The organism is Skermanella stibiiresistens SB22 (assembly GCF_000576635.1).
Classification (GTDB): domain Bacteria; phylum Pseudomonadota; class Alphaproteobacteria; order Azospirillales; family Azospirillaceae; genus Skermanella; species Skermanella stibiiresistens.
In genome coordinates, this window is record NZ_AVFL01000016.1 from 31,563 (window position 1) to 52,408 (window position 20,846).

A 20,846-nucleotide genomic window follows, 5' to 3' on the forward strand; every position below is an offset into this window, starting at 1 on the left:
AATTAACGACTTAGGTATTAATGTTCGGGTTGTGTTAACAGGTCGACAAATGAAGTGATCGGTAGTGAGGTCAAAGAAGGTTGAAATCGGACCATGTCGGGGTTGATTGTAAAATTCCAAATGCAACTTTTAATCTTGTTAAATGTGAGTCGATGGAGGCTTGCATGAACACGGTGACACTCTCGATCGCTTCCCGCGAGGATGTGACGCGGCGGGCTCTGTCGGCTTTCGGCGGTGAGCGGCAAGGTGCCCATATCTCGTTCGAGTCAGTCGAACTCCTGTGGCAGACCTTGAGTAAGCGCCCGAGGAACGCCCGTCAGCAGATCTCTGGATCGAAGCTCATGACCCAGGGCAGGAGCTTGTCGTAGTCGGTGAGATCGCGGTCGCGGCCGATGGTCTCCAGCACGCGGGTCAGCCAGATGCGGGGATTGACGCCGTTGGCCTTGGCGGTTTCTATCAGGGTGTAGTAGACGGCGGCGGCGTCGCCGCCGGCATCGGATCCGGCGAACAGCCAGTTCTTGCGGCCGATGGCGACAGTGCGCATCGAGCGTTCGGCGATGTTGTTGTCTATTTCCAGCCGCCCGTCGGCAAGGTAGCGGGTCAGCGCCGCCCAGCGGGTCAGCGCGTAACGGATCGCCTCGGCGAGAGCCGACTTGCCGGAGACTTGACCGAGCAGTCGCTCCAGGCAGCGGCGCAGGTCCGCGATTTCCGGCGCGGCATCGGTTTGACGCGCGGCTTCCCGCCGCGCCGGCGGCTTGCCGCGCACCCGGTCCTCGACCGCATACAGCGAGCCGATGCGCTCCAGCACCTCCGCCGCCGCCGGGCTGGCGTGGGCATGGTGGATGTCGAAGAACTTGCGGCGGACATGCGCCCAGCAGGCCACCTCGACCGCGACGGGCGGGTCGGTTCCCCTGGCCTCGTACAGCGCGTTGAACCCGGCGTAGCCGTCGGCCTGCAAGGCGCCGCTCCATCCGGCCAGGTGCGCCTTCGGTCGCTCCGCCTTGCGGTCGGGAGCGTAGCGGTAGAGCACCGCCGGGGCGGTGGCGTCGCCGCTGGCGCGGTCGTCACGTACATAGACCCACAGCCGGCCGGTGCGGGTCTTGCCGGCGCCGGGCGCCAGCACCGGGACCGGCGTATCGTCCGCATGCAGCTTGAACGACCGCACCACGTGCTCGGCGATGCGCGTGGCCAGCGGCTTCAGCAGGGCGGCGGTCCGGCCGAGCCAGTCGGTCAGGGTCGAGCGCGGCAGGTCGACACCGTCGCGCGCGAAGCGTTCGGCCTGACGGTAGGCCGGCAGATGGTCGTCGTACTTGGACAGCACGATGTCGGTCAACAGGCTGGCCCCGGCGTTGCTCTTGGGCAGCGGCACGGGCGGCGGCGGCGCCTCGCTGATGTCGCCGCAGCACCGGCAGGCCATCACCAGGCGGACGTACCGGCGCACCCGCAGCCGGGCCGGAACCACCTCCAGCACCTCGCTCACGTCCTCGCCGATCCGCCGCAGATCCCCGCCGCAGCCGGGGCAGGCCGCGTAGGGCGGCGGCAGTTCCTCCTCCTCGCGCGGCAGGTGGGCTGGCAGGGGCTTGCGCACCGGATGCCGCCGCTCCGCCGTCGGCGACGCGGGGCAAGGCGCCAAACCGGCGTCGCGTTCCGCCTGTTCCTGCTCGAGATCCTCGATCTGCAACTCGAGTTGGTCGGCGGCGCGGTCGAGCTTCTCGGAGCTCTGCCCGAACCGCCGCCGCCGAAGGGCCGCGAGCTGGTCCTTCAGCGTCTCGATGATCCGGTCGCGCGCCGTCACCGCCCGGTCCCGCTCGGCCAGCCGGACCGTCAGGTCGGCAATCAGCGCCTGGAGCGCCGTGACGTCGTCGGGTAAGGGGATCGGGGCGGAGCGGGTGACCATGTCCCGAGTATACCCCGCCTGCCGGCCGCGGGCATCGGACCTTGCCGGGATGAGTCATCGCGCCGCGGGGCTTCAGGCCGCCCGTGTCGGAGCCGGTTCGTCGGTCCGGCGCAAGGCGCGCCAGTCGATGCCCTCGAGCAGCATCGCCAGTTCCGCCGGCGTCAGCCGGACCTGCTCCGCGGCCGGGCTGGGCCAGACGAACCGGCCCTTCTCCAGCCGCTTGGCGAAAAGGCACAGCCCCTGGCCGTCCCACGCCAGGATCTTCAGCAGGTCGCCCCGTCGGCCCCGGAACAGGAAGAGATGGCCGGAGAACGGGTCCTTGCTCAGCTGTTCCTGGACGACCGCGGCCAGTCCGTCGAACCCCTTCCTCATGTCAACCGGCTTGGCCGCCAGCCAGACCTTCATGCCCTGCGGGACCGCGATCATGGCCGGCTCCCCAGGGCGGCGACCAGGGCCAGGAGTGCCGGCACGGGATAGCCGGCTCCGGCTTCCAGGCGCGTTCCGTCGGGCAGCGTGACGGCCACCCGATCCGACCCGATCCGTTCGCCCTCGACGACCGAAGCTGGCAGTTCGGACAGCTTGACCGGAATCAGAAGGGGCGCGTCGTCGCCAGCCCCGTTCCTGCCGGTGGATAGCCGCTTGCGCCACGCATAGAGGCAGCTCTCGGCAACCTCATGGCGGCGCGCCACGTGCGAGATGATCGCTCCCGGCGCGAACGCTTCCTCGACCAGCCGCGCCTTCTCCTCCAAACTCCAGCGTCGGCGCCGCTCCCGTCCGGTGATGATCTCGACACGTTGCATCCTTGTGAGCCTCCGTACGGACTCCGATGGAGCCTCCGAAAACCCTCTCTTCCAACATCATGGCACGGATGAAAAGGCGGCGTTCCCCGGACGCTTACGACCTTGACTCGGAAGCGCTGGGAACTGCTGAGGTCGATGACTGGCGAGGGTGCGATGACCATTCGCGAGGCCGCCCGGCGCGTTGGCCGCGACGTCAAGGCGGTCCATGGGAATGTGCGGGCGCTTCTCAACGCCGGCATTCTCTACCGTACCGCCGAGGGCCACATCGTCTTCCCCTACGACGCGGTTCATGTCGACTTCACTTTGACCAAGGCGGCATGACGGAAGCTCGGCCCACCGGGAGGCCGAGCGCCCCAGCTCCGACCCTCTAGAACCCAAAAACCACTTGATTGGTATGTTCGACCGCCGGCGGTCCGTCGAAGCAGTGGGAGACGAGGGCGCGCCATTTCTGGAAGTCTTCGGAGCCGCGGAAGTGAACCGTGTGGTCCTCCAGGGTCTCCCACTGGACGACGAGGCGATAGCCAGAGGGGGTCTCGATCGACCGCTGCAACTCCATCCCAAGGCATCCCTTGGCGTTGCGGAAAAGCGGGACCGCCTGGGTGGCGCCTTCCTCGAAGGCTTGCTCCATACCGGGTTTGACGGTGATGCGGGCGATTTCCCAAACCATTGAGTTCTTCCTTTGAAGCGATCGAGTGCCGGTCGGCGCGGGCGATCATGAACGATGCGCGGGTGGTCGTCAGCATTTTAGCGCAAGGCGTGCGGGAGAAATCGTCGGGAAATTTCGGGGTGGGGAAATTTTCTGACCGGAAGAGAGCCGGGAGGTGTGAGCGGGTTCACAAGAGGTTTGGCGGCAGCCGGGTAGTTTCGGCTCCAGGTCACCCCAGGGATCGGAGCGTGTGTCGGAAATGGCGGCGCGTGTCCGGCGGGTGGTCCCAGTCAGACCCTATGGGAATCGAAATGAAGATCGAATATTTTTGCTTCGTCGCCGCCGCGGCGGCGGCTCTGACCGGCATGTCCGTGGGGCTTTACATGGGCTTGGCGCATGATTTCACGCTGGCACCGGCGCACGCCCATCTGAACCTTCTGGGCTGGGTGACGATGAGCCTGTATGGGCTCTATCACCGGGGGCGGGACAAACGGCCGGCGGCGCTGGCGTGGACGCAGGTCGGCACGGGCGTCGTTGGGTTCATCGGGATGAGCGGCGGTCTGGCGGTGACGCTGACCATCGGCGGGCCGGTGGCGCTGGGCGTCACGCTGGCGGGCGCCGCGATGGCGATCCTCTCCATGACGCTGTTCATGGCCGTGGTGATCGGGGATGGCTTGCTGAGCGGCCGGGATGCTCGGCTCTCGGGCGTGAGGCGCGTGGGGGAAATCACGGCTTTCGGCGAAGGAACGAGTTTCACCCGTTCCTGAAGAGGTTGGGCCGTCCGGCGCGGTTGCGGTCGCGCCGGGCGGCTCGGCCGCTATCAGGTTCTGGCGTCGTCGATGATCTGGCGGGTCAGGTCGTCGAATTCGGAATTCGCGCGGTGGACATAGATGCCGGTCAGCAGGAAGGCCGTCACGATGATGAAGAGGCCGACCGGGAGCCCAAGGGTTATCACACCATAGACGGGGATGCCGAGCACGCTGGGGGCGAACGCCACGACCAGGACGAAGCCGTAGTAGATCACGAGCATCAGGACCGAAAGCTGAATGCCGAGCTTCGTCCTTTTATGGATCAGCTCGGCGAATTTGGGATTGGCTCTGATCCTGCTGGTCAATTCCGGGCGCATTTCAAGAATTCCTTGGAAGGCTGATTTCTCGTCCGCCTTCGTGCGACGCTGTATTTATTTATCGTGGATTTAGCGTACTCCCTTTTTCGTCTGGGGTTGGGAAATTCTCATGGAAATAAAGGGACGTTGAGGCTGGTTTCGGGAGCCGGCGGACCGCGCTCGTCGGAGGGGTGCCGGGGAAGTCTTCGCTGTTCCGACTGCGATGGCCGTGTGATGATGGCCGCCACGAACAAGTTCCGAAGGGTAACGGCGGGCACGGCGGGATTCACTGGGGAGTTCGCGCGACGTCATGAAGGGCCGCTCCGCGTTTTACTGGCTCTCGGTCGGGGTTCGGCGAACCCTGTTGGCTTTGGCGGTTCTGTTCTTGGGGATGGACTTCGCCATGATGGGAGCCGGGCCTGTCGCCGCCCAAACCGCGGCGGTGGCCGAGGACGGCGGAGGCGAGGTTCCCGGGCGGGTGCGCGAGTTGATCGACCTGCTCGACGATCCGACAGTTCGCGGCTGGATCGAACAACGGCGGTCCGGCCCACCCGCTCCGGCGCCTGTCATGGCGGCCGACGATCCGGGGCTGGTGTCGATGTACGCGACAGCGCGGCTGATGACGGTCAAGCGGCACCTGCTTGGTCTTTCGAGCGCGCTGCCGCGGGTTCCCGACGAACTCCACCGCGCGGGATCGGTCCTGATGCTGGAACAGCGGGATCGGGGCTTGGTTCGGCTTAGCCCGCTGATCGCCGGTTTCGCGCTGCTCGGGTTGGGGTGCGAACTGCTGGTCTGGCGGGCAACGGGGCGTGTCCGGACGAGGCTGATCGATGCCCGGCCGGAAACGGTGAACGATCGCCTGCGGCTGATCTGGCGGCGTTTCATGCTGGCCGCAGGGCTGGTGCTCGCCTTCGCGCTGGGCAGCGTCGGCTCGTTCCTGGCGTTCGACTGGCCGCCCCTGCTGCGGACCCTCGTGCTTGGATACCTGATCGCCTTCCTGGCGGTGCGGCTGGCGCTGGTCCTCGGCCGGTTCCTGCTGGCGCCGAAGGTCGAGCGGTTTCGCATCGTTCCCGTGACGACGTCGCTGGCGCGGTTCTGGTACCGCAGGCTGGCGCTGATCGTCGGATGGTTCGCGTTCGGCTACATCACCGTGGAACAGCTGGAAGTCCTGGGCGTTTCGCTCGAAGCCCGGCAGATCATCGGCTACGCGCTGGGATTGGGACTGCTTGCCCTTGGGCTGGAAAGCGTCTGGCGAAGCCCGCGTTCGGAGGATGAGCCGGGGGGCCATGGCGGTGCTTGGCTGCTGTCCGGCTGTTTGGTGGGGCTCTGGCTGCTCTGGGTCGCGCAAGCCATGGCGGTGTTCTGGCTGGTCGTGGTGGGGGTGGCACTGCCCAAGGCGATGGAACTGACGCGGCGGTCGGTCCGGCATGTGCTGCGCCCGTCAGATACCGGCGATACGGCGGAGGCCCCCTCCCCTGGCGTTCCCGGCGTCACGGCGGTCATCCTGGAACGGGGAGCCCGGGCCGTCGTCCTCATCGGTGCCGCCCTTCTGCTGAGCCGCGCCTGGAACATCGACCTGATCGAGCTTTCCAGCCGCGACACCACGCCGACCCGGCTTCTGCGCGGTGTCCTGAACGCCTCGCTGATCGTGCTGGTGGCGGATCTCGCGTGGCATGTCGCCAAGGCGGTGATCGACGGCAAACTGGCCCAGCCGCGGGAATTGGGTGATCCCGACGGCGAGGAGGCGCGGCGGCTGTCGCGGTTGCGCACACTGCTGCCGATCCTGCGGAACATGCTGTTCATCACCGTCGTGGTCGTCGCGGGCCTGATGGTGCTTTCGGCGATGGGGGTGGAGATCGCGCCGCTGATCGCCGGGGCGGGAGTGGTCGGCGTCGCGATCGGGTTCGGCGCGCAGACGCTGGTCAAGGACATCATCAGCGGCATGTTCTATCTTCTCGACGACGCCTTCCGCGTTGGCGAGTACATCCAGAGCGGCAGCTACAAGGGAACGGTGGAATCGTTCAGCCTCCGCTCGGTCAAGCTGAGGCACCATCGCGGCCCCCTCTACACCGTGCCCTTCGGGGACCTTGGCGCCGTCCAGAACATGAGCCGGGACTGGGTGATCGACAAGCTGTCCATCAACGTCCCCTATGACACGGACCTCGCGGCGGTGAAGAAGATCATCAAGCGCATCGGGGCGGAACTAGCCAGCGATCCCGAGTTCGCGCCGCATGTCATCGAGACCCTGAAGATGCAGGGGGTCGAGCAGTTCGGCGACTTCGCGATCCAGATCCGCATGAAGATGATGACGAAGCCGGGCGAACAATTCGTCATCCGCCGGCGGGCCTACGCGTCGATCAAGACCGCCTTCGAGCAAAACGGCATCCACTTCGCCTTCCCGACGGTGCATGTCTCCGGCGGTTCCCCTGGCGCTCCGGCGGAAGTCGAGAACGCCGTGGGGCATGTGGGCTTGGAACTGGTGAGGCCGCCGGCCGCCGCCCCTTAGCACTGGGCGATCGGAACATGGTCGATGTTCGCCATCGCCCAGCCACGGGCCGCGATGAGGAATTTCCAGCAATCGGCGCTCAAGGCCTCCAGGTCCGCGAGCCGGGCGGGAAACGTCTGCTTCAGGGAAGCGCCACGAAGCTGTCCGCGGGCCTTGGCGACGTCCAGCCCCGCGCGATCGATCGTCTCCGGGATTTCGACGGTGGTCCCGACACCCACTATCAGCCGGCAAAGCCAGTCCGTTTCCGTCTTCCAGACGAATTTATAGCCGAGTTCCGGTCCGGGCATGCCGACGCCGAGCAACCTCAACACCTCGCGGTTCGACTCGATCTCGGAGTTGGTGTTCAGCAAGGTCCAGGCGTAGGAGGTGTGAAACACCAGCAGGGCGCAGGAGAACGGGAGCATCGTTTCAGCGAGGCGGGTTCGCTCGGCGACCGAGATCCCGGCGGATAGCCGCTCGAACGCCTCCAGGCCGACCACCGCGTTGTATGCCGGCATGCCCCCCATGATCCGGCGAAAACCGGCGATCCGACTGACATCCGGCCGGGTCTTCAGGGCCGCCACGTGGTCGATGGCGGCCTGCTGGTGCCTTGGCGCGATCGCCCATTTGTGGCGTGAGAGTTCGGCCACGTGAGCGCGGTTGTTGGACGCCACTCCCGTCGCGGCGCAGGCGATGTCGTAGGCCCAGCGTATCGCTTGGTCCTCCGGTTCCTCCGGGCGGGGGGATTTCATCCGCATCTTTGGAACACCCCCTCAACCACCGGTGGGACCAAGGGATGACGGGTTGGGATCAAACCTCATCGCCCGCGCCAGCACGTTGTCGGCGTCATCGGCCTCCAGATCGGAAAGGCTGAAGACCCGCAACGCGGTCGCGACCAGCAACGCCTCATCCGTGGTGGCGCCGCCCAGGTCGACCAGTGCCGCCTGGAAAGCCGGGACGATGCGCTGGTCGCCACCCCGCTCCGCCACCCAAGCCTCAAGCCGGGACCACCGTCGCCAAAGCTCATCCAGCGCCGCGTCGGCCGTGACCCGGGAGGCGCCGCGTGGGCCACTCCTGGTCAGGGCGTGGCTGATCGAGACGATCTGCCGGGTCACGTCGTTCTCGAGCCCCGCCCCCATCTTTCCGAAGCCGGGCTCGGCGATGCCGCCCGCCGCCGCCCCGGCGACATCCTGGATCAGGATGTCGTAGAACGCGTCGAGCAGGTCCCGCTCCTCCGGCGCGATTGCGGCCACCACCCTCAGTGCCAAGTCCCGCGTGAGATCAGGCATGGATCGGTTCCTTTCATCACAGTCCGGCTCATCCCAGTCCGGCTCATCCCAGTCCGGCTCATCCTCGGCCCGCGTCGTGGCGGACCTGCCACCATCGGGCGGCGTAGACCAGGGTCACGGCGGCCCCTAGCACGAGCGCGTCCTTCGCCACCGCGATCAAGCCGCCCTCGGGGGGGTTGCCCAGCGCGTGATCGAGATGTTCCTTGAAGTTGGGATCGAGCGACTGACCGTCGCCCATCACGCCGATCCAGCCAATGGCGTGGAACAGGTAGACGATGAACGGAATGCCACCGATCAGGAGGGCGCCTTCCAGGAGGACGGCGCGCAGCATCAGCCTGAAGTGATCGCCACCGGTATCTTTCCAGGTGAAGCTGTTGTAGGCGCTGGTCACCATCAGGAGTGCCGCGACGGCCGTGGCGCAAAGATCGATGGTGTGAGGCATTTTCGCGGTAACTGCCGCTCCCCCGACAATGAGGATCATGATCAGCGCCATCACCAGCAGGATCGCCAGCGACAGGCTCCGGCCCGAGGTTCTGGTGAGGTCCAGCGCGAGCTTTCGGATCACCGGATTGCCCTCGTGACGCGCCGGATCACCATGCCCGCCACGAAGACGAAGGCGAGGACGGCGGGTGCCGTGGGGAGGGCGATCACGAAGTGGACCCAGGTCCAATCGGCGGTACCCGAGGTTCCGGCCGGCAGGTTGGTCAGGATGAAGCCCAGCCAGAGCGGAGCCATGACGAAGAAGACCACGAGGGGAAGCGTGGCGGCGATCCATGTGGAGGGCGGCGGATCGGATGTCCCCAGGCGCCATGCCGTCCGAATGAAGGGAATCACGCAGGCCGCCAGCAGCAGGTCGATGACGAGGATGGCCGCGATGGTCACCGGCGCCCACGTGGCGACGATCATGGCGACCGTCCTGATCAGCGCCCATTTCACCAGCATGGCGGACAGCAGGGCCACCGGCTGGTCGGCCCGCTCGCTCTCGATGAAGATTCGGCGCTGGTACGCGGCCGGTCCCTCCTCGAACAGGCTGGCGGATCCCACCACGCCGTCACCGGCGAACAGCTCGGATGGCGTGATCGGAGTCTTCGCGGCGGCGAAGCCATCCGCCAGCTGTTCCTTGAAGTAGATGAAGCGACCGGTATCGTATTTGAACAGCCGGTGCATGACGGAGAACCCGACCAGGGCCAGCAGAACCATGGCGAGCCCGGAGACGACGGGCCACGCGTGGAGCGGGCCCAAGGGCACAATGAACGGGATGACGATGGCTCCAAAATACACCGCGAGGAACACGGCGGAGACGTCGCTGAGGAAACGCGCGAAGGGAACCCAAGTGGTATCTCCCGATTTATGGTGAAACCACTCGTGCTGTAGGAAGAAGAAGAAGTAGACGAGGTTCGTCTTGATGAAGCGGGCGCTGTCGATGCCGATATATATCTTCTTGCGACTGATGGCGCTGCGGTTGGACAGCACCAGTTCCCGACCGGCTAGGTTCTCGGGGACCGTCACGCCCGGTTGATATTCGGACAAAGGTGTTCCCGAACGCGGTTTGCGCGTCCTCAGCTTCTTGATCACCCCAAGAACGGCGACGCCGGAAAACACGATGAGGAACAGCGGCCATTCGATGTTCCAATGGGCGCGGATCTCCCCGGCGTTGTTGATCAGATACGCCATGAACCGTTCCTGGCCCTCGGGCGTCGCCATCATCTCCTTGACCACTGGCAGTTCCATCGTCAGCCCGGCTCCCGCCAGGAGCATGACGAACGAGATCATGTCCGCCGCCGCCTTGGTGGAGACCAGGAAGAGGAACGCCTGGACCACGGCGAACAGGATGGTCAGGCGCTTGGCTCGCGCGATCAGGCGCGCCGGCTTGTCCTGTGAAAGGTCTATCTCAACGGTGGTCATGGACACCAGCCTTGCAACTTTCCACAGCCGAAATTGACGCGGAAGCTCCGCGCTCTTCAAGCGCATTTTATGAAATTGCGTTGATATACCAGAGCCGCATCGCCACTGGATTCCACCAACCAATATCGGGGAAGAGCTCGACTGTCGTGTCAGACGGGGATTAGCCCTCCCTGGGGATGGTATCGGGCGCGATCAAGGACAGGTGGGACGGTGCGGCCCCTTTCCGAGAAGAGGACCGTTGGAAGAAAAGAGGAGAGGAGAGGAAACGAGAATGACCATCATCAGCACCGTCACGCGCGCGAACGGGCGTCCGCGTCCTCCCCGACGGAGCTGAGGCGATGTCGGGTGCGTATCTCATCATCGTCGCCGCGGCGGGCATTTCCGCCCTGCTCTTCCTCGTCATCAAGGTCAGGCTCCACGCCTTCGTGACCCTGCTGCTGGTCAGCCTGCTGGTCGGCGTCGCCGCCGGCATGCCGCTGGATGGCGTGATCAAGTCGATCGAGAAAGGCATGGGCGGGACGCTGGGCTTCGTCGCCGTCGTGGTCGGCCTCGGCGCCATGTTCGGCCAGATGCTGGAGGTTTCCGGCGGTGCCGAGCGGCTGGCCCGCACCATGGTCCGGAGGTTCGGTGACGACAAGGTGCAGTGGGCGCTGGGCCTGACCGGCTTCATCGTCTCGATCCCGGTCTTCCTGGACGTCGCCATCGTCATCCTGGTGCCGATCCTGTACCGGCTGGCGCGCGACAGCGGCAGGCCGTTGCTATACTACGGCATTCCCCTGGCGGCGGGCGGCGCCGTGACCCACGCCTTCATCCCGCCGACCCCTGGCCCGATCGCGGTCGCCGACCTGCTGGGCGCCGATCTGGGCTGGGTGATCCTGTTCGGGACGATCTGCGGCCTGCCGGCCATGATCCTGGCCGGGCCCGTCTGGGGCTCCTACATCTCGCGCCGCATCACCAAGGGTGTTCCGGACTACGTGACGCTGGGCGAGATCGACGAGAGCAGGGAGCTGCCGAGCTTCGCCCAGGTGCTGGCGATCATCCTGACGCCGCTGCTCCTGATCCTGCTGAGCACGACCTCCGCCATCCTGCTGGACGAGGGCAACCCGCTGCGCTCGACCCTGGTGTTCATCGGCCATCCCTACGCGGCGCTGCTGATCGCGACGCTGCTGGCGATGTTCATGCTCGGCTCGCGCCGGGGCTATAGCCGGGAGGACATCCAGAACATCGTCAACAAATCGCTGGAACCCGCGGGCATCATCATCCTGGTGACCGGGGCTGGCGGCGTGTTCAAGCAGATCCTGATCGACAGCGGCGTCGGCCAAGTGCTGGGCGACATGATGTCGGCCTCCGGTCTGCCTTATCTGGTGCTGGCCTTCGTCGTCGCGGCGCTGATCCGGGTGGCGCAAGGGTCCGCGACGGTCGCCATGGTGACGGCGGCCGGGCTGGTCGCGCCGATCCTGCAGCAGAACAACGTCGAGGGCCCGCAGCTGGCGCTGGCGACCATCGCCATCGCGGCGGGCGGCACGATCCTGAGCCACGTCAACGACAGCGGCTTCTGGCTGATCAACCGTTTCTTCGGCCTGACCGAAAAGGAAACGCTTCAGTCCTGGACCGTGGCCGTCACCATCGTGTCGCTGGTGGGTTTCGCCATGGTGCTGCTGCTCGGCGCGTTCATCGGCTGAGGGCTTCAGCCGGTGGCGGGAGGTCGGGCGGCCCGGCCTTCGATGAAGGATCGGACCGCTTGGCGATGGTCCTCGGTCGAGGTCACCAGGGCGTAGTGGGACGAGATCAGGTCCAGATTGGTCCGGAGGTCGTTCCGCAAGCCCTGGGTGATCGAGCGCTTGAGCAGGCGCAGTGTCAGCGAGGGCGTCCGCGTCATCCGGCGCGCGATCTTGTCGACCTCGGCGGCCAGTTGGTCGTCGGGGAAGACCTTGTTGACGATGCCGACGCGCAGGGCCTCCTCGGCGTCGATGAACTCCCCCGTCAGGAACAGCTCCAGCGCCTTGGAGACGCCGACCAGCCGCGGCAGGTAGTGGGCGCCTCCCGCACCCGGCACGAGGCCGATCCGTACATAGGTTTCGGCGAACCGGGCGCCGGCGGCGGCGTAGCGGATGTCGCACATCAGCGCCAAATCCATCCCGGCGCCCGTGGCGGAGCCGTTGACCGCCGCGATCACCGGCTTGTCGAGGTCCTCCAGGGCGAGGGCTATCCGCTGGACGCGGTTGAACAGCTCGTCCTTCCGCTGGACGGGAGCCTGCTCCAGCCGGTCACCCATCTCGACGATGTCGCCGCCGCTGCAGAAGGCGGCGCCGGTGCCGGTCACGACCACGACCTTGACCCCGTCGTCGGTCCGCCACTCCCGCAGGGCCTCGGCCCAGGCGTCGATCATGTCGAAGGTGAAGGCGTTCATGCGCTCGGGGCGGTTGAGCGTGATCCGGCCGATGCCATCGTCGACGCGGATATCCAGGTCAGCCATCAGGCGGTCTCCCGTTTCATGATGATCGCGATGTCGGATTCGGAGACGCCGACCTCTCTTAAAACCTCGACCGTGTCCTGGCCCTGGCGTGGGGCGTGCCGCCGGATCCGGAAGCGGCTGCCGCTGAACGAGGTCGGCCGCCGCAGGGTGCGATAGCGCCCCTCGGTGGGATGCTCGGCGAAGCCGAACAGGCCGACCGCCGCGACATGGGGATCGTCGGGCAAGTCCTCCAGCGCGATCACCGGCATGCAGGGAATGCTGACCCGGTCGCAGAAGGCGACCCATTCGGCGGTGGTCCGCTTCGACGCCTCCTCCTCGACCAGCTCGTAGAGCGTGCCGATGTTCAGGACCCGCTCGTGCAGGGTTCGGAAACGGGGGTCGTCGGCCAATTCCAGACGGCCGGTGAAGGCGAAGAAGTCGGTCCAGTTGCGGTCGGAATACGGCAGGATGCAGGCGTGGCCGTCGCTGGTGGCGTAGGGACGGCGGCGCGGGTTGAGCACCCGCGGGAAGCCCGGCTTGTCCAGCGGCGGATCGAAGGCGAAGCCGAACATGTGCTCGACGAGATTGAACTCGATCGTCGTTTCGAACATGGGGACCTCGACCGCTTGGCCGCCGCCGCCCATCGCCCGCTGGAAGAGCGCCGCGATGACGGCGTAGGCCATGGCCTGACCGGTCAGCTTGTCGCACAGCACCGTCGGCAGATAGGCTGGCCGGCCGCCGGCCTTGGCGGCCAGCCCGGCGAGGCCGGAGCCCGCCTGGATCAGGTCGTCATAGGCGGCCTTGTCGGCGTAGGGACCGTCGGCCCCGAAGCCATAGGCGCCGCAATAGACCACGTCGGGCCTGATCGCCCGCACGTCCTCGTAGGCGCAGCCGAGCCGGGCGATGGCCTTGGGCCGCATGGTGTGCATGAAGACGTCGGATTCCGCGATCAAACGGTCGAGCGCCGCGCGATCCGCCGGCTGTTTGAGGTCGAGCTGGACGGCGCGCTTGTTGCGGTGGAGGTTGAGGAAACTGCCCGACATGCCGTGATTGCGCAGCGGCCTGTAGTTGCGGAACGAGTCCCCCTCCGGCCCCTCGACCTTGACGACGTCGGCCCCCAAGTCGGCCAGGATGTGGGTCGCCATCGGACCCATGATGACGCTGGTCAGATCGAGCACCCGGACCCCCGTGAGGGGTCCGTCGCGGAAGCGTTCCGTCATGTCGCCAACCGTTCCCAAAGTGCCGCACCTCCCCGTGAGCAGACGAGGCGGCCGATTTCCGCCTGCCAGTGGCTTTCGCCGCCGAACTCGTCGCGCCAGGACCACAGCCGGCGGGTCGAATAGTGCAGCGGATGCTCCTGCGTGAAACCCATGGCGCCATGGACCTGATGGACGATCGCCGCCACGATGCCGGCGGCCTCGCCGGTCCGCGCCTTGGCGACGGCGATCGGGAACGCCAGTTCGGCGACGGCCTCGGCGCCCGCCTCCAGCCCGCCGGCGGCCGACCACTCGGCCGCCGCCAGATCGGCCGCAGCCGTCGCGGCGGCGAAATGACCGGCGGCCTCGGCCAGCATATGCTGGACCGCCTGGAACTTGGACAGCGACCGACCGAACTGGCGCCGCTCCCCGGCGTGGAGCAAGGCGTGATCCAGCGCCCGCTCCAACGCGCCGACCATCTGCTGCGACCGGATCAGGGCGCCCAGCGGCAGGAAGCCGTCGCGGCACGCGGCGGGTGCTGGATGGACCGCGTCCCAGCGAACGTCCAGACCGCTCAGCGACAGGCGGTCGCGCGGCTCGTCGGCGAGGTTGCGGCGGCTCGCCCAGTCGAGCGTGTCGGAGGGCACCAAGGCGACCAAGGGTTCGCCGTCGGTCGAGACGGCGTGCAACAGCACGTTCCCGGCGGCACTTCCCCAGGGAATCCGGCGGACCCGCCCATCGAGCCGCCAGCCACCGGCGCGGCGCTCGGCGGTGATGGCGTCCGCTTGGTTGACAGGGCCGAGGGTCAGGCTGCCCTCCGGCACGTCGCCGCCGGTCAGGCTCCACAGGCCCGCCGCCACCATGGTTTCCGCCAGGGGGATCGGGGCGGCGGCCCAGGCGGATCGCCGGATGACGCGGAGCGCGTCGTCGGGCGGCAGCCCGAAGCCGCCTGCGTGTTCCGGCACCAGGGCGAGGGTGAGCCCCGCCTCCTCGACGGCGCGCCAGAGGTCGGTTGGCCAGACACTCCGGTCCGCGTCGGCCTGGACCGCTGGCGTGACATGTTCATGGAACAGGCGGTCGGCCTGTTCGAGCACGATGGCGGAGATGTCCGGCTCGGCCTCGGGGGCTGGCCTGGACTGGGCGTCGATCGAGTTCACTTCGCTCTCCATCAGCGAAGCCCCAGGCCGCGCGCGATGACACCGCGCATGACCTCGCGGGTGCCGCCCCGCAGGGTATAGGCCGGCGCGTCGAGCACGGTGTGCGCCAGCGCGTCGGCGAAGCGATCGGCGGCATCGTCATCGCCGGAGTCCATCTCCGCCTCGACCGGGACCAAGCGGCGGGCCACCTCGGGCACCTCGCGCTCGAAGGCGGTGCCGACGTCCTTGACCAGCGCCGCCTCGACCTCGGGGGATTGTCCCTGGTGCAGGAGACCGGCGACCGAGCGGGACATGCGCATCAGGGGGGCCAGATGGGCGATCAAACGGCCGATCTCGACCGCTTGGCGCGCGTCGGGGGTCGGGCCGACGCGGTCGATCAGCTCGACCAGCAGCGGATAGTCGGACAGGAAGCGGTCGGGACCGGAACGCTCGAAGGCCAGTTCGGAAGTGACGATCTCCCAGCCCTGCCCCTCCGCACCCAGCACCATGTCGTCGGGCACCAGATAGTCGCTGAAGAACACCTCATTGAACTCGTGGTGTCCGGCCATGTTGAGGATCGGACGGACCGTGACGCCCGGCTTGGACAGGTCGACGATGACCTGGGTCAGACCCCCGTGGCGGTTCTCCCCGGCATCCCCCGTCCGCACCAATGCTATCAGGTAATGGACGCGGTGGGCGTTGGAGGTCCAGATCTTGGAGCCGGTCACCAGCCAGCCGCCGTCGGTCCGCACCGCCCGTGTCCGCACCGCGGCCAGATCGGACCCGGCGTCCGGCTCGCTCATGCCGATGCCGAAGAAGCATTCGCCTCTGGCGATCGGCGGCAGGATCTCGCGCCGGGCCCGCTCGCTGCCGTGGCGCAGGATCTGGGGCGCCGATTGCCGGTCGGCGACCCAGTGGGCGAAGCAGGGCGCCCCGGCGGCCAGCAATTCCGCCGTGACGACGAACCGCGCCAGATCGGATTGCTCCTGGCCGCCGTAGCGGGTCGGAAGGGTCATGCCGATCAGCCCGGCGGCCCCGGCGCGGCGGCTGAAGCCGGCGTCGAACGTCGTCCAGGACGACCGGTGCGGCGCGTAGGTGCCGGCTTCGAGTTCGCCGGCCAGGAACCGGCGCACCCGCGTCCGCGCGGCCTCGGCCTCCGGCGGCAAGGCCGTCGGGTTGAAGCGGAATCCCTGCATGTCGTCCTCTTATCGGGAGCGGCTCTTGGTCGGCTCGCGTCTCACATCATGACGGGTGAGGATGCCTTGGCTCCGGCTTGGCCGCCCTTCTGCTGGACCTCGAAGACCGAGATGTAGCCACCGGACCAGTCGGGCGGCACCAGGCAAGGCCGGGTGTCGTGGCGGGCCCAGCGGGTCCGCTCGCCCCGGATGACCGCGCCGGCGTGGCTGCTGGGGATCGGGTTCGGGGTATAGGGGAAGGCGTCCGCCGCCGAATATGTGTGCAGCAGCAAGGGGCGGCCGACCGGCGAGTTGTTGGGCAGCGAGGCGTGGACGGTGCGGCAGTTGTGGATCGTCACCGATCCCGCCGGACCGGACAGTGCTCGCGCCTTCTCCGTCGCGACCCGGGGCAAGTCGCGGTCCAGGATGTAGCCGGCCCAGGAGCCGTCCTCGGCGTACTGGTCGAACAGCTCACCGTCCTGGCTGCCGGGAACGCACAGCAGTGGCCCCATATCGTCGGTGACATCGTGCAGATAGGTGCCGATCGTCAGGGGCGAGTAGTTGGTGTGCGGCCAGGATTGGATGTCCTGGTGCCATTTGACCTCCTGACCGCCCTTCGCCCATTTGAAGTTCAGCTTGGAGTGATGGAACTTCACGTTGGGGCCGATGAGGTCCTCCATCAGGTCGGCGACGACGCCGCTGGAGGCGAAGTCCCAATAGGCGGGATGCTGGTCCACCGGGCTCGACAGCCGCCTGAGGCGGGGTTCCGCGGCGCTGTGGCCCGGCTCGATGTCGAAAACGGAGTTGGACGCGGTCACCTCGCGGCTTCGCTCGATGAACGAGCCGGTCACGTCCAGAAGCCGTTCCACGATGGCGGCGGGGATCACCGACTCGACCAGGATGTAGCCATCCCGAAAGTAGTCCTCGCGCTGCTTCTGGGTCAGGATCTTGGGCCGGTGCGAAAGTACCTCTTCGGGTGTCATGCCGTCTCCTCCCATGGGCGCCAACCTCTTGCTGGGGGCGCGATTTCCACGATACATGAGTAATATATCGTCGCTCATTATCCACCGGAGAATCCGAATTGCAAGAATTTTATATCACTCTTATACTGGCAATATATTGCACGCATGCCGCCGCCGGCCGATGCCTTCGGGCACGGCTCGGATAAGAACGCTGGTTAGAACAGGCAAGCAGGGAGGATACAGGAATGAAGGTCATGACAGGTGCGCTCAGGGTGACGACCCCCGTCGGGATGGCGCTCGGGGTGGCGCTGGGTCTCGGCGCCGTTTCGATGGCGACCGCGCGGGCGGAGATCAGCGATGGGGTCGTCCGCTTCGGCGTGCTCAACGACCAGTCCGGCGTCTACTCGGATTTCGGCGGGCGCGGGTCGGTGATCGCGGCGGAGATGGCGGTCGAGGACCATGGCGGCAAGGTCGCCGGCGTGCCGATCGAGATCCTCAGCGCCGACCACCAGAACAAGCCCGACATCGCGTCCAACACGGCGCGCGAGTGGATGGACAACAAGGGTGTCGACGCGATCTTGGAATTGACCACGTCGGCGGTGACGCTGGCGGTCCAGGAGCTTGGCAAGGCCAAGAACCGCGCCATCCTGGTGACCTCGGCGTCCAGTCCCGACCTGACCGGGAAGAGCTGCACGCCGGTCACCGTTCATTGGGGATTCGACAGCTATGGTCTGACGACCGTGGCGGCCAAGGCGACGGTCGACAATGGCGGGGATAGCTGGTTCTTCCTGACCGGCGACAATGTCGGCAGCCACGCGCAGGAAGCGCAGGGCATCCGGTTCGTCACCGAGCAGGGCGGCAAGGTGCTGGGCACCGTCCGCCACCCGCTCAACTCGACCGATTTCTCCTCGTTCCTGCTGCAGGCGCAGGGGTCCGGCGCCAAGGTGATCGCGCTGGCGAACGCCGGCGGCGACACGGTCAACGCGATGAAGCAGGCGGGCGAGTTCGCGATCACCTCGGGCGGACAAAGCATCGTGCCTATGCTGGCCTTCATCACCGACATCCACTCGATCGGCCCCAAGGCCGCCCAGGGGATCAAGCTGGCGACCGCGTTCTATTGGGATCGCGACGACAGCACGCGGACCTGGAGCGAGCGTTTCATGGCGCGTAATGGTGGCCGGGCGCCGACCATGGCGCAGGCCGGCGTCTATTCCATGGTCACCCACTTCCTGAAGGCGGTGGAGGCGACCGGCTCCGACAAGGGCGATGTGGCGGTGGCGCAGATGAAGAAGACGCCGGTCAACGACCCCCTGTGGCAGGACGTCCGGATCCGCGAGGATGGCCGCAGCCTGAACGACATCTACCTTGTCGAGGTGAAGAAGCCGGAGGAGATGCGGGGCACGTGGGACTACTACAAGATCATCTCGACATATCCGGGGGACAAGGCGTTCCGTCCGATGTCGGAGGGCGGCTGCCCGATGGTGAAGCCGTGACGGATCGTCCCGTGATCCAGGGCCGATGACACGCGAGACCGCTGGCGCCTCGGGGTCAAGATGCTACAAGTCGGGAGTGTCTTCGGATGCTCCCCGGAGCCCGAATTGTTGAAAGGCGTCGGCGATGAGAGCGAGTGATGAAGGTGCCGCCGGCACGGCGGGCCGGTCGAGCGCGCGGAACACCGCGAAGCGGAAACCCGCCGCGCGGGCGGCGGCGCGGAAGCGTGGCGACGCGGCGGGATCGGCTGAACGGAAGGCGCCTTCGGTCACGCAGTCGGAGCAGGCCTACCAGATCATCGAGGAGATGATCACCACGTTGAAGCTGCCGCCCGGCGCCACCATGACGGAGGGCTGGCTGGCCGAGACCACCCAGTTCGGCCGCACCCCCGTGCGGGAGGCGCTGTTGCGGCTGGCCGAGGACGGTCTGGTCAAGATCGTGCCCCACCGGGGCTTGGTGGTGACTGACGTCAATGTCCGCGACCAACTGCTGTTGCTGGAGGTCCGCCGCGAGCTGGAGCGGCTGATCGCCGGCCGCGCCGCCCGCCGCAGCACTCCGGAACAGCGCCAGCGGTTCGCGGAGCTGGCCGACGCCATGCGGACGGCGACCGCCACCAACGATTACCTGCTGTTCCTGCGCAGCGACAACGAGTTCAACCGCTTCGTCGCGGCCTGCTCCGCCAACCCCTTCGCCATCAAGGCGATCGCCTCGATCCACGCCATGTCCAGGCGCTATTGGTCGGTCTTCGCCAAGCCCCAGGACATCAGCATCGCGGCCCCCCTGCACGCGGTCGTGATGGACGCGATCGTCGCCGGCGACGAGGCCGCCGCCGAGAAGGCGTCCGACGCGCTGATGGACTATGTCGAGGCCTTCACCAAAGCCAGCGTCAACGTCTGACCGGTCGAGACCTCCAGCGCCCCAAATCACACTCCGCCCCGTAAGTTGTTGCTCGGCACCGGCCGGGCGGCCATATGTACTTGCGTGTTTGACGGGATGACACACAGTGCTCACACGTCGAGACACGATATGGGGAGTTCAGCCGATACCGGGGACAACACCGTCACGGCTGGACCAAATGGGGAGTGAAATATGCGCACCGTTCTTGTTGCCGGCCTTCTTGCCGGAACCGCCACCTTGGCCCTCGCCGCCAGTCCGGCGCACGCCCAATTCTCCGACAACCTGATCAAGATCGGCGTCTTGACCGATCGCTCGGGCATCTATTCCGACATCAATGGCGAGGGCTCGGTCGTGGCGGCGCGTCTGGCGGCCGAGGAATTCGGCGGCAAGATCGGGGAAACGCCGATCGAGATCATCACCGGCGACCACCAGAACAAGGCCGACATCGCCGCGAACCTGGCCCGGGGATGGATCGACAACGACAAGGTCGACGTCGTGGCCGATGTGCCGAATTCAGCCGCCGCGCTGGCGGTGCAGGGAATCACGCGGGACAACAAGCGGATCTTCCTGATGTCCGGTCCGGGATCGACCGACCTGACCGGCAAGCAGTGCAGCCCCTACGGGTTCCACTGGACCTGGGACAATCACGCCTTGGCGGCGGGAACCGCCCGCGCGCTGGTCGAGCAGGGCAAGAAGAGCTGGTACTTCGTCACGGCGGACTACGCCTTCGGCCATTCGCTGGAGACGGAAGGCGCCAATGTCGTCAAGCAGCTTGGCGGCACCGTGGTGGGCAGCGTGCGCCATCCCCTCGGCACGTCGGACTTCTCGTCCTTCCTGCTCCAGGCCCAAGGCTCGGGCGCGCAGGTCATCGCCTTCGCCAATGCGGGCGGCGACACCATCAACGCGGTCAAGCAGGCGGCCGAGTTCGGCATCACCCAGTCCGGCCAGAACCTCGCCGGCATGCTGCTGAACGTCAACGACATCCACGCGCTCGGCCTGGAGGCGGCTCAGGGACTGGTGCTGACCAACGCCTTCTACTGGGACATGAACGACGAGACTCGCGCCTGGTCGAAGAAGTTCGAGGACAGGACCGGCCGCAAGCCGTCGATGAACCAAGCCGGCGTCTACTCCGCGACGCGGCATTACCTGATGACGGTGCAGGCGCTCGGCACCGACGACGCGGACAAGGTCGCCGCCAAGATGCGCGAGACGCCGGTCAACGACATGATGATGAAGAACGCCAAGATCGCCGAGAACGGCCGCGTGTTCGACGACATGTACCTGTTCCAGGTCAAGACGCCGAGTGAGACCAAAGGACCCTGGGACTACTTCAACCTGGTGGAGACCATCCCGGCGGCGCAGGCCTACATCGACCCGAAGGACAGCGGCTGCCCGTTGGTGAAGTGA

General features: G+C 66.7%; 21 protein-coding genes. 7 read left to right on the top strand and 14 right to left on the bottom strand.

The features are described from left to right. Positions 1-316 precede the first annotated feature (316 nt). From tnpC to tnpA, 3 genes are all read right to left on the bottom strand, one after another. A complete protein-coding gene (gene tnpC, locus N825_RS20360; protein WP_037456249.1) occupies positions 317-1,897 on the bottom strand; it encodes an IS66 family transposase in 1,581 nt (526 codons plus the stop codon). A gap of 72 nt (positions 1,898-1,969) precedes the next feature. Continuing rightward, positions 1,970-2,323 (bottom strand): IS66 family insertion sequence element accessory protein TnpB, encoded by a 354-nt coding sequence (gene tnpB / locus N825_RS20365; protein WP_037456252.1) that lies wholly within the window; start codon positions 2,321-2,323, stop codon positions 1,970-1,972. Next, the gene (gene tnpA, locus N825_RS36730) at positions 2,320-2,697 is read right to left on the bottom strand and encodes an IS66-like element accessory protein TnpA (protein ID WP_051512675.1); all 378 of its coding nucleotides are present in this window, start codon (positions 2,695-2,697) and stop codon (positions 2,320-2,322) included. Before tnpA ends, tnpB begins: the two co-directional genes overlap by 4 nt. Before the next feature lie 102 nt (positions 2,698-2,799). On the opposite strand from tnpA, the gene N825_RS20375 reads away from it, so the two are divergent. Further along, positions 2,800-3,018, top strand: coding sequence for an HVO_A0114 family putative DNA-binding protein (locus N825_RS20375; RefSeq protein ID WP_342666035.1), 219 nt, complete (start codon positions 2,800-2,802; stop codon positions 3,016-3,018). A 46-nt stretch (positions 3,019-3,064) separates the two neighbouring features. On the opposite strand, the gene N825_RS20380 is transcribed toward N825_RS20375, so the two are convergent. After that, on the bottom strand, positions 3,065-3,364 hold the full coding sequence (locus N825_RS20380) for an antibiotic biosynthesis monooxygenase family protein (protein ID WP_037456258.1): 300 nt from the start codon (positions 3,362-3,364) through the stop codon (positions 3,065-3,067). A gap of 290 nt (positions 3,365-3,654) precedes the next feature. Here N825_RS20380 and N825_RS20385 point away from each other — a divergent pair, with 290 nt between their 5' ends. Continuing rightward, positions 3,655-4,110 carry a hypothetical protein gene (locus N825_RS20385; RefSeq protein ID WP_051512676.1) on the top strand — a complete coding sequence of 152 codons (456 nt, stop codon included), beginning with the start codon at positions 3,655-3,657 and terminating at the stop codon, positions 4,108-4,110. A 53-nt stretch (positions 4,111-4,163) separates the two neighbouring features. Here N825_RS20385 and N825_RS20390 read toward each other — a convergent pair whose 3' ends face one another. Continuing rightward, a complete protein-coding gene (locus N825_RS20390; protein ID WP_037456260.1) occupies positions 4,164-4,469 on the bottom strand; it encodes a DUF485 domain-containing protein in 306 nt (101 codons plus the stop codon). 289 nt (positions 4,470-4,758) lie between these two features. On the opposite strand from N825_RS20390, the gene N825_RS20395 reads away from it, so the two are divergent. After that, a complete protein-coding gene (locus tag N825_RS20395; protein ID WP_051512677.1) occupies positions 4,759-6,954 on the top strand; it encodes a mechanosensitive ion channel family protein in 2,196 nt (731 codons plus the stop codon). On the opposite strand, the gene N825_RS20400 is transcribed toward N825_RS20395, so the two are convergent. Genes N825_RS20400 through N825_RS20415 form a run of 4 tightly spaced genes read right to left on the bottom strand, consistent with a single transcriptional unit; the run spans position 6,951 to position 10,127 of the window. Beyond that, positions 6,951-7,691 carry a hypothetical protein gene (locus N825_RS20400; RefSeq protein ID WP_037456261.1) on the bottom strand — a complete coding sequence of 247 codons (741 nt, stop codon included), beginning with the start codon at positions 7,689-7,691 and terminating at the stop codon, positions 6,951-6,953. The genes N825_RS20395 and N825_RS20400 overlap by 4 nt on opposite strands. A gap of 15 nt (positions 7,692-7,706) precedes the next feature. Next, entirely contained in the window at positions 7,707-8,222 is a 516-nt protein-coding gene (locus tag N825_RS20405; RefSeq protein ID WP_157619435.1) for a hypothetical protein, read from the bottom strand. Between the two features lie 58 nt (positions 8,223-8,280). Continuing rightward, complete coding sequence (locus N825_RS20410) at positions 8,281-8,787, bottom strand: hypothetical protein (protein WP_037456264.1); 507 nt, start codon at positions 8,785-8,787, stop codon at positions 8,281-8,283. After that, entirely contained in the window at positions 8,784-10,127 is a 1,344-nt protein-coding gene (locus N825_RS20415; protein ID WP_037456266.1) for a hypothetical protein, read from the bottom strand. Before N825_RS20415 ends, N825_RS20410 begins: the two co-directional genes overlap by 4 nt. Positions 10,128-10,465: 338 nt before the next feature. Between N825_RS20415 and N825_RS20420 the strand changes: the two genes are divergently transcribed. Then, entirely contained in the window at positions 10,466-11,809 is a 1,344-nt protein-coding gene (locus N825_RS20420) for a GntT/GntP/DsdX family permease (RefSeq protein ID WP_037456267.1), read from the top strand. A 5-nt stretch (positions 11,810-11,814) separates the two neighbouring features. Here the strand turns inward: N825_RS20420 and N825_RS20425 are convergent, their stop codons facing one another. The 5 genes from N825_RS20425 to N825_RS20445 are packed head-to-tail and all read right to left on the bottom strand — an operon-like array spanning position 11,815 to position 17,072. Continuing rightward, a complete protein-coding gene (locus N825_RS20425; protein ID WP_037456269.1) occupies positions 11,815-12,603 on the bottom strand; it encodes an enoyl-CoA hydratase/isomerase family protein in 789 nt (262 codons plus the stop codon). Further along, positions 12,603-13,802: a CaiB/BaiF CoA transferase family protein gene (locus N825_RS20430; protein ID WP_037456272.1), complete on the bottom strand. Its 1,200-nt coding sequence runs from the start codon at positions 13,800-13,802 to the stop codon at positions 12,603-12,605. Before N825_RS20430 ends, N825_RS20425 begins: the two co-directional genes overlap by 1 nt. Continuing rightward, positions 13,799-14,947 carry an acyl-CoA dehydrogenase family protein gene (locus tag N825_RS20435; protein WP_051512678.1) on the bottom strand — a complete coding sequence of 383 codons (1,149 nt, stop codon included), beginning with the start codon at positions 14,945-14,947 and terminating at the stop codon, positions 13,799-13,801. Before N825_RS20435 ends, N825_RS20430 begins: the two co-directional genes overlap by 4 nt. After that, positions 14,947-16,110: an acyl-CoA dehydrogenase family protein gene (locus tag N825_RS20440; protein ID WP_037456275.1), complete on the bottom strand. Its 1,164-nt coding sequence runs from the start codon at positions 16,108-16,110 to the stop codon at positions 14,947-14,949. The genes N825_RS20435 and N825_RS20440 overlap by 1 nt, the downstream gene beginning before the upstream one ends. 41 nt (positions 16,111-16,151) lie before the next feature. Continuing rightward, positions 16,152-17,072 carry a phytanoyl-CoA dioxygenase family protein gene (locus tag N825_RS20445; protein ID WP_051512699.1) on the bottom strand — a complete coding sequence of 307 codons (921 nt, stop codon included), beginning with the start codon at positions 17,070-17,072 and terminating at the stop codon, positions 16,152-16,154. 224 nt (positions 17,073-17,296) lie between these two features. Here N825_RS20445 and N825_RS20450 point away from each other — a divergent pair, with 224 nt between their 5' ends. The 3 genes from N825_RS20450 to N825_RS20460 all read left to right on the top strand — a co-directional run bounded on the left by N825_RS20450 (position 17,297) and on the right by N825_RS20460 (position 20,846). Then, positions 17,297-18,544, top strand: coding sequence for an ABC transporter substrate-binding protein (locus N825_RS20450; protein WP_037456281.1), 1,248 nt, complete (start codon positions 17,297-17,299; stop codon positions 18,542-18,544). A gap of 124 nt (positions 18,545-18,668) precedes the next feature. Next, entirely contained in the window at positions 18,669-19,439 is a 771-nt protein-coding gene (locus N825_RS20455) for a GntR family transcriptional regulator (protein WP_037456283.1), read from the top strand. 192 nt (positions 19,440-19,631) lie between these two features. Next, positions 19,632-20,846, top strand: coding sequence for an ABC transporter substrate-binding protein (locus N825_RS20460; RefSeq protein WP_037456288.1), 1,215 nt, complete (start codon positions 19,632-19,634; stop codon positions 20,844-20,846).

What these genes read in the sequence shown, in the direction of transcription:
- tnpC (WP_037456249.1), bottom strand. Translation starts at nt 1,897, where the DNA reads ATGGTCACCCGCTCCGCCCCGATCCCCTTACCCGACGACGTCACGGCG.
- tnpB (WP_037456252.1), bottom strand. Translation starts at nt 2,323, where the DNA reads ATGATCGCGGTCCCGCAGGGCATGAAGGTCTGGCTGGCGGCCAAGCCG.
- tnpA (WP_051512675.1), bottom strand. Translation starts at nt 2,697, where the DNA reads ATGCAACGTGTCGAGATCATCACCGGACGGGAGCGGCGCCGACGCTGG.
- N825_RS20380 (WP_037456258.1), bottom strand. Translation starts at nt 3,364, where the DNA reads ATGGTTTGGGAAATCGCCCGCATCACCGTCAAACCCGGTATGGAGCAA.
- N825_RS20385 (WP_051512676.1), top strand. Translation starts at nt 3,655, where the DNA reads ATGAAGATCGAATATTTTTGCTTCGTCGCCGCCGCGGCGGCGGCTCTG.
- N825_RS20390 (WP_037456260.1), bottom strand. Translation starts at nt 4,469, where the DNA reads ATGCGCCCGGAATTGACCAGCAGGATCAGAGCCAATCCCAAATTCGCC.
- N825_RS20395 (WP_051512677.1), top strand. Translation starts at nt 4,759, where the DNA reads ATGAAGGGCCGCTCCGCGTTTTACTGGCTCTCGGTCGGGGTTCGGCGA.
- N825_RS20400 (WP_037456261.1), bottom strand. Translation starts at nt 7,691, where the DNA reads ATGCGGATGAAATCCCCCCGCCCGGAGGAACCGGAGGACCAAGCGATA.
- N825_RS20405 (WP_157619435.1), bottom strand. Translation starts at nt 8,222, where the DNA reads ATGCCTGATCTCACGCGGGACTTGGCACTGAGGGTGGTGGCCGCAATC.
- N825_RS20415 (WP_037456266.1), bottom strand. Translation starts at nt 10,127, where the DNA reads ATGACCACCGTTGAGATAGACCTTTCACAGGACAAGCCGGCGCGCCTG.
- N825_RS20420 (WP_037456267.1), top strand. Translation starts at nt 10,466, where the DNA reads ATGTCGGGTGCGTATCTCATCATCGTCGCCGCGGCGGGCATTTCCGCC.
- N825_RS20425 (WP_037456269.1), bottom strand. Translation starts at nt 12,603, where the DNA reads ATGGCTGACCTGGATATCCGCGTCGACGATGGCATCGGCCGGATCACG.
- N825_RS20430 (WP_037456272.1), bottom strand. Translation starts at nt 13,802, where the DNA reads ATGACGGAACGCTTCCGCGACGGACCCCTCACGGGGGTCCGGGTGCTC.
- N825_RS20435 (WP_051512678.1), bottom strand. Translation starts at nt 14,947, where the DNA reads ATGGAGAGCGAAGTGAACTCGATCGACGCCCAGTCCAGGCCAGCCCCC.
- N825_RS20440 (WP_037456275.1), bottom strand. Translation starts at nt 16,110, where the DNA reads ATGCAGGGATTCCGCTTCAACCCGACGGCCTTGCCGCCGGAGGCCGAG.
- N825_RS20445 (WP_051512699.1), bottom strand. Translation starts at nt 17,072, where the DNA reads ATGACACCCGAAGAGGTACTTTCGCACCGGCCCAAGATCCTGACCCAG.
- N825_RS20450 (WP_037456281.1), top strand. Translation starts at nt 17,297, where the DNA reads ATGAAGGTCATGACAGGTGCGCTCAGGGTGACGACCCCCGTCGGGATG.
- N825_RS20455 (WP_037456283.1), top strand. Translation starts at nt 18,669, where the DNA reads ATGAGAGCGAGTGATGAAGGTGCCGCCGGCACGGCGGGCCGGTCGAGC.
- N825_RS20460 (WP_037456288.1), top strand. Translation starts at nt 19,632, where the DNA reads ATGCGCACCGTTCTTGTTGCCGGCCTTCTTGCCGGAACCGCCACCTTG.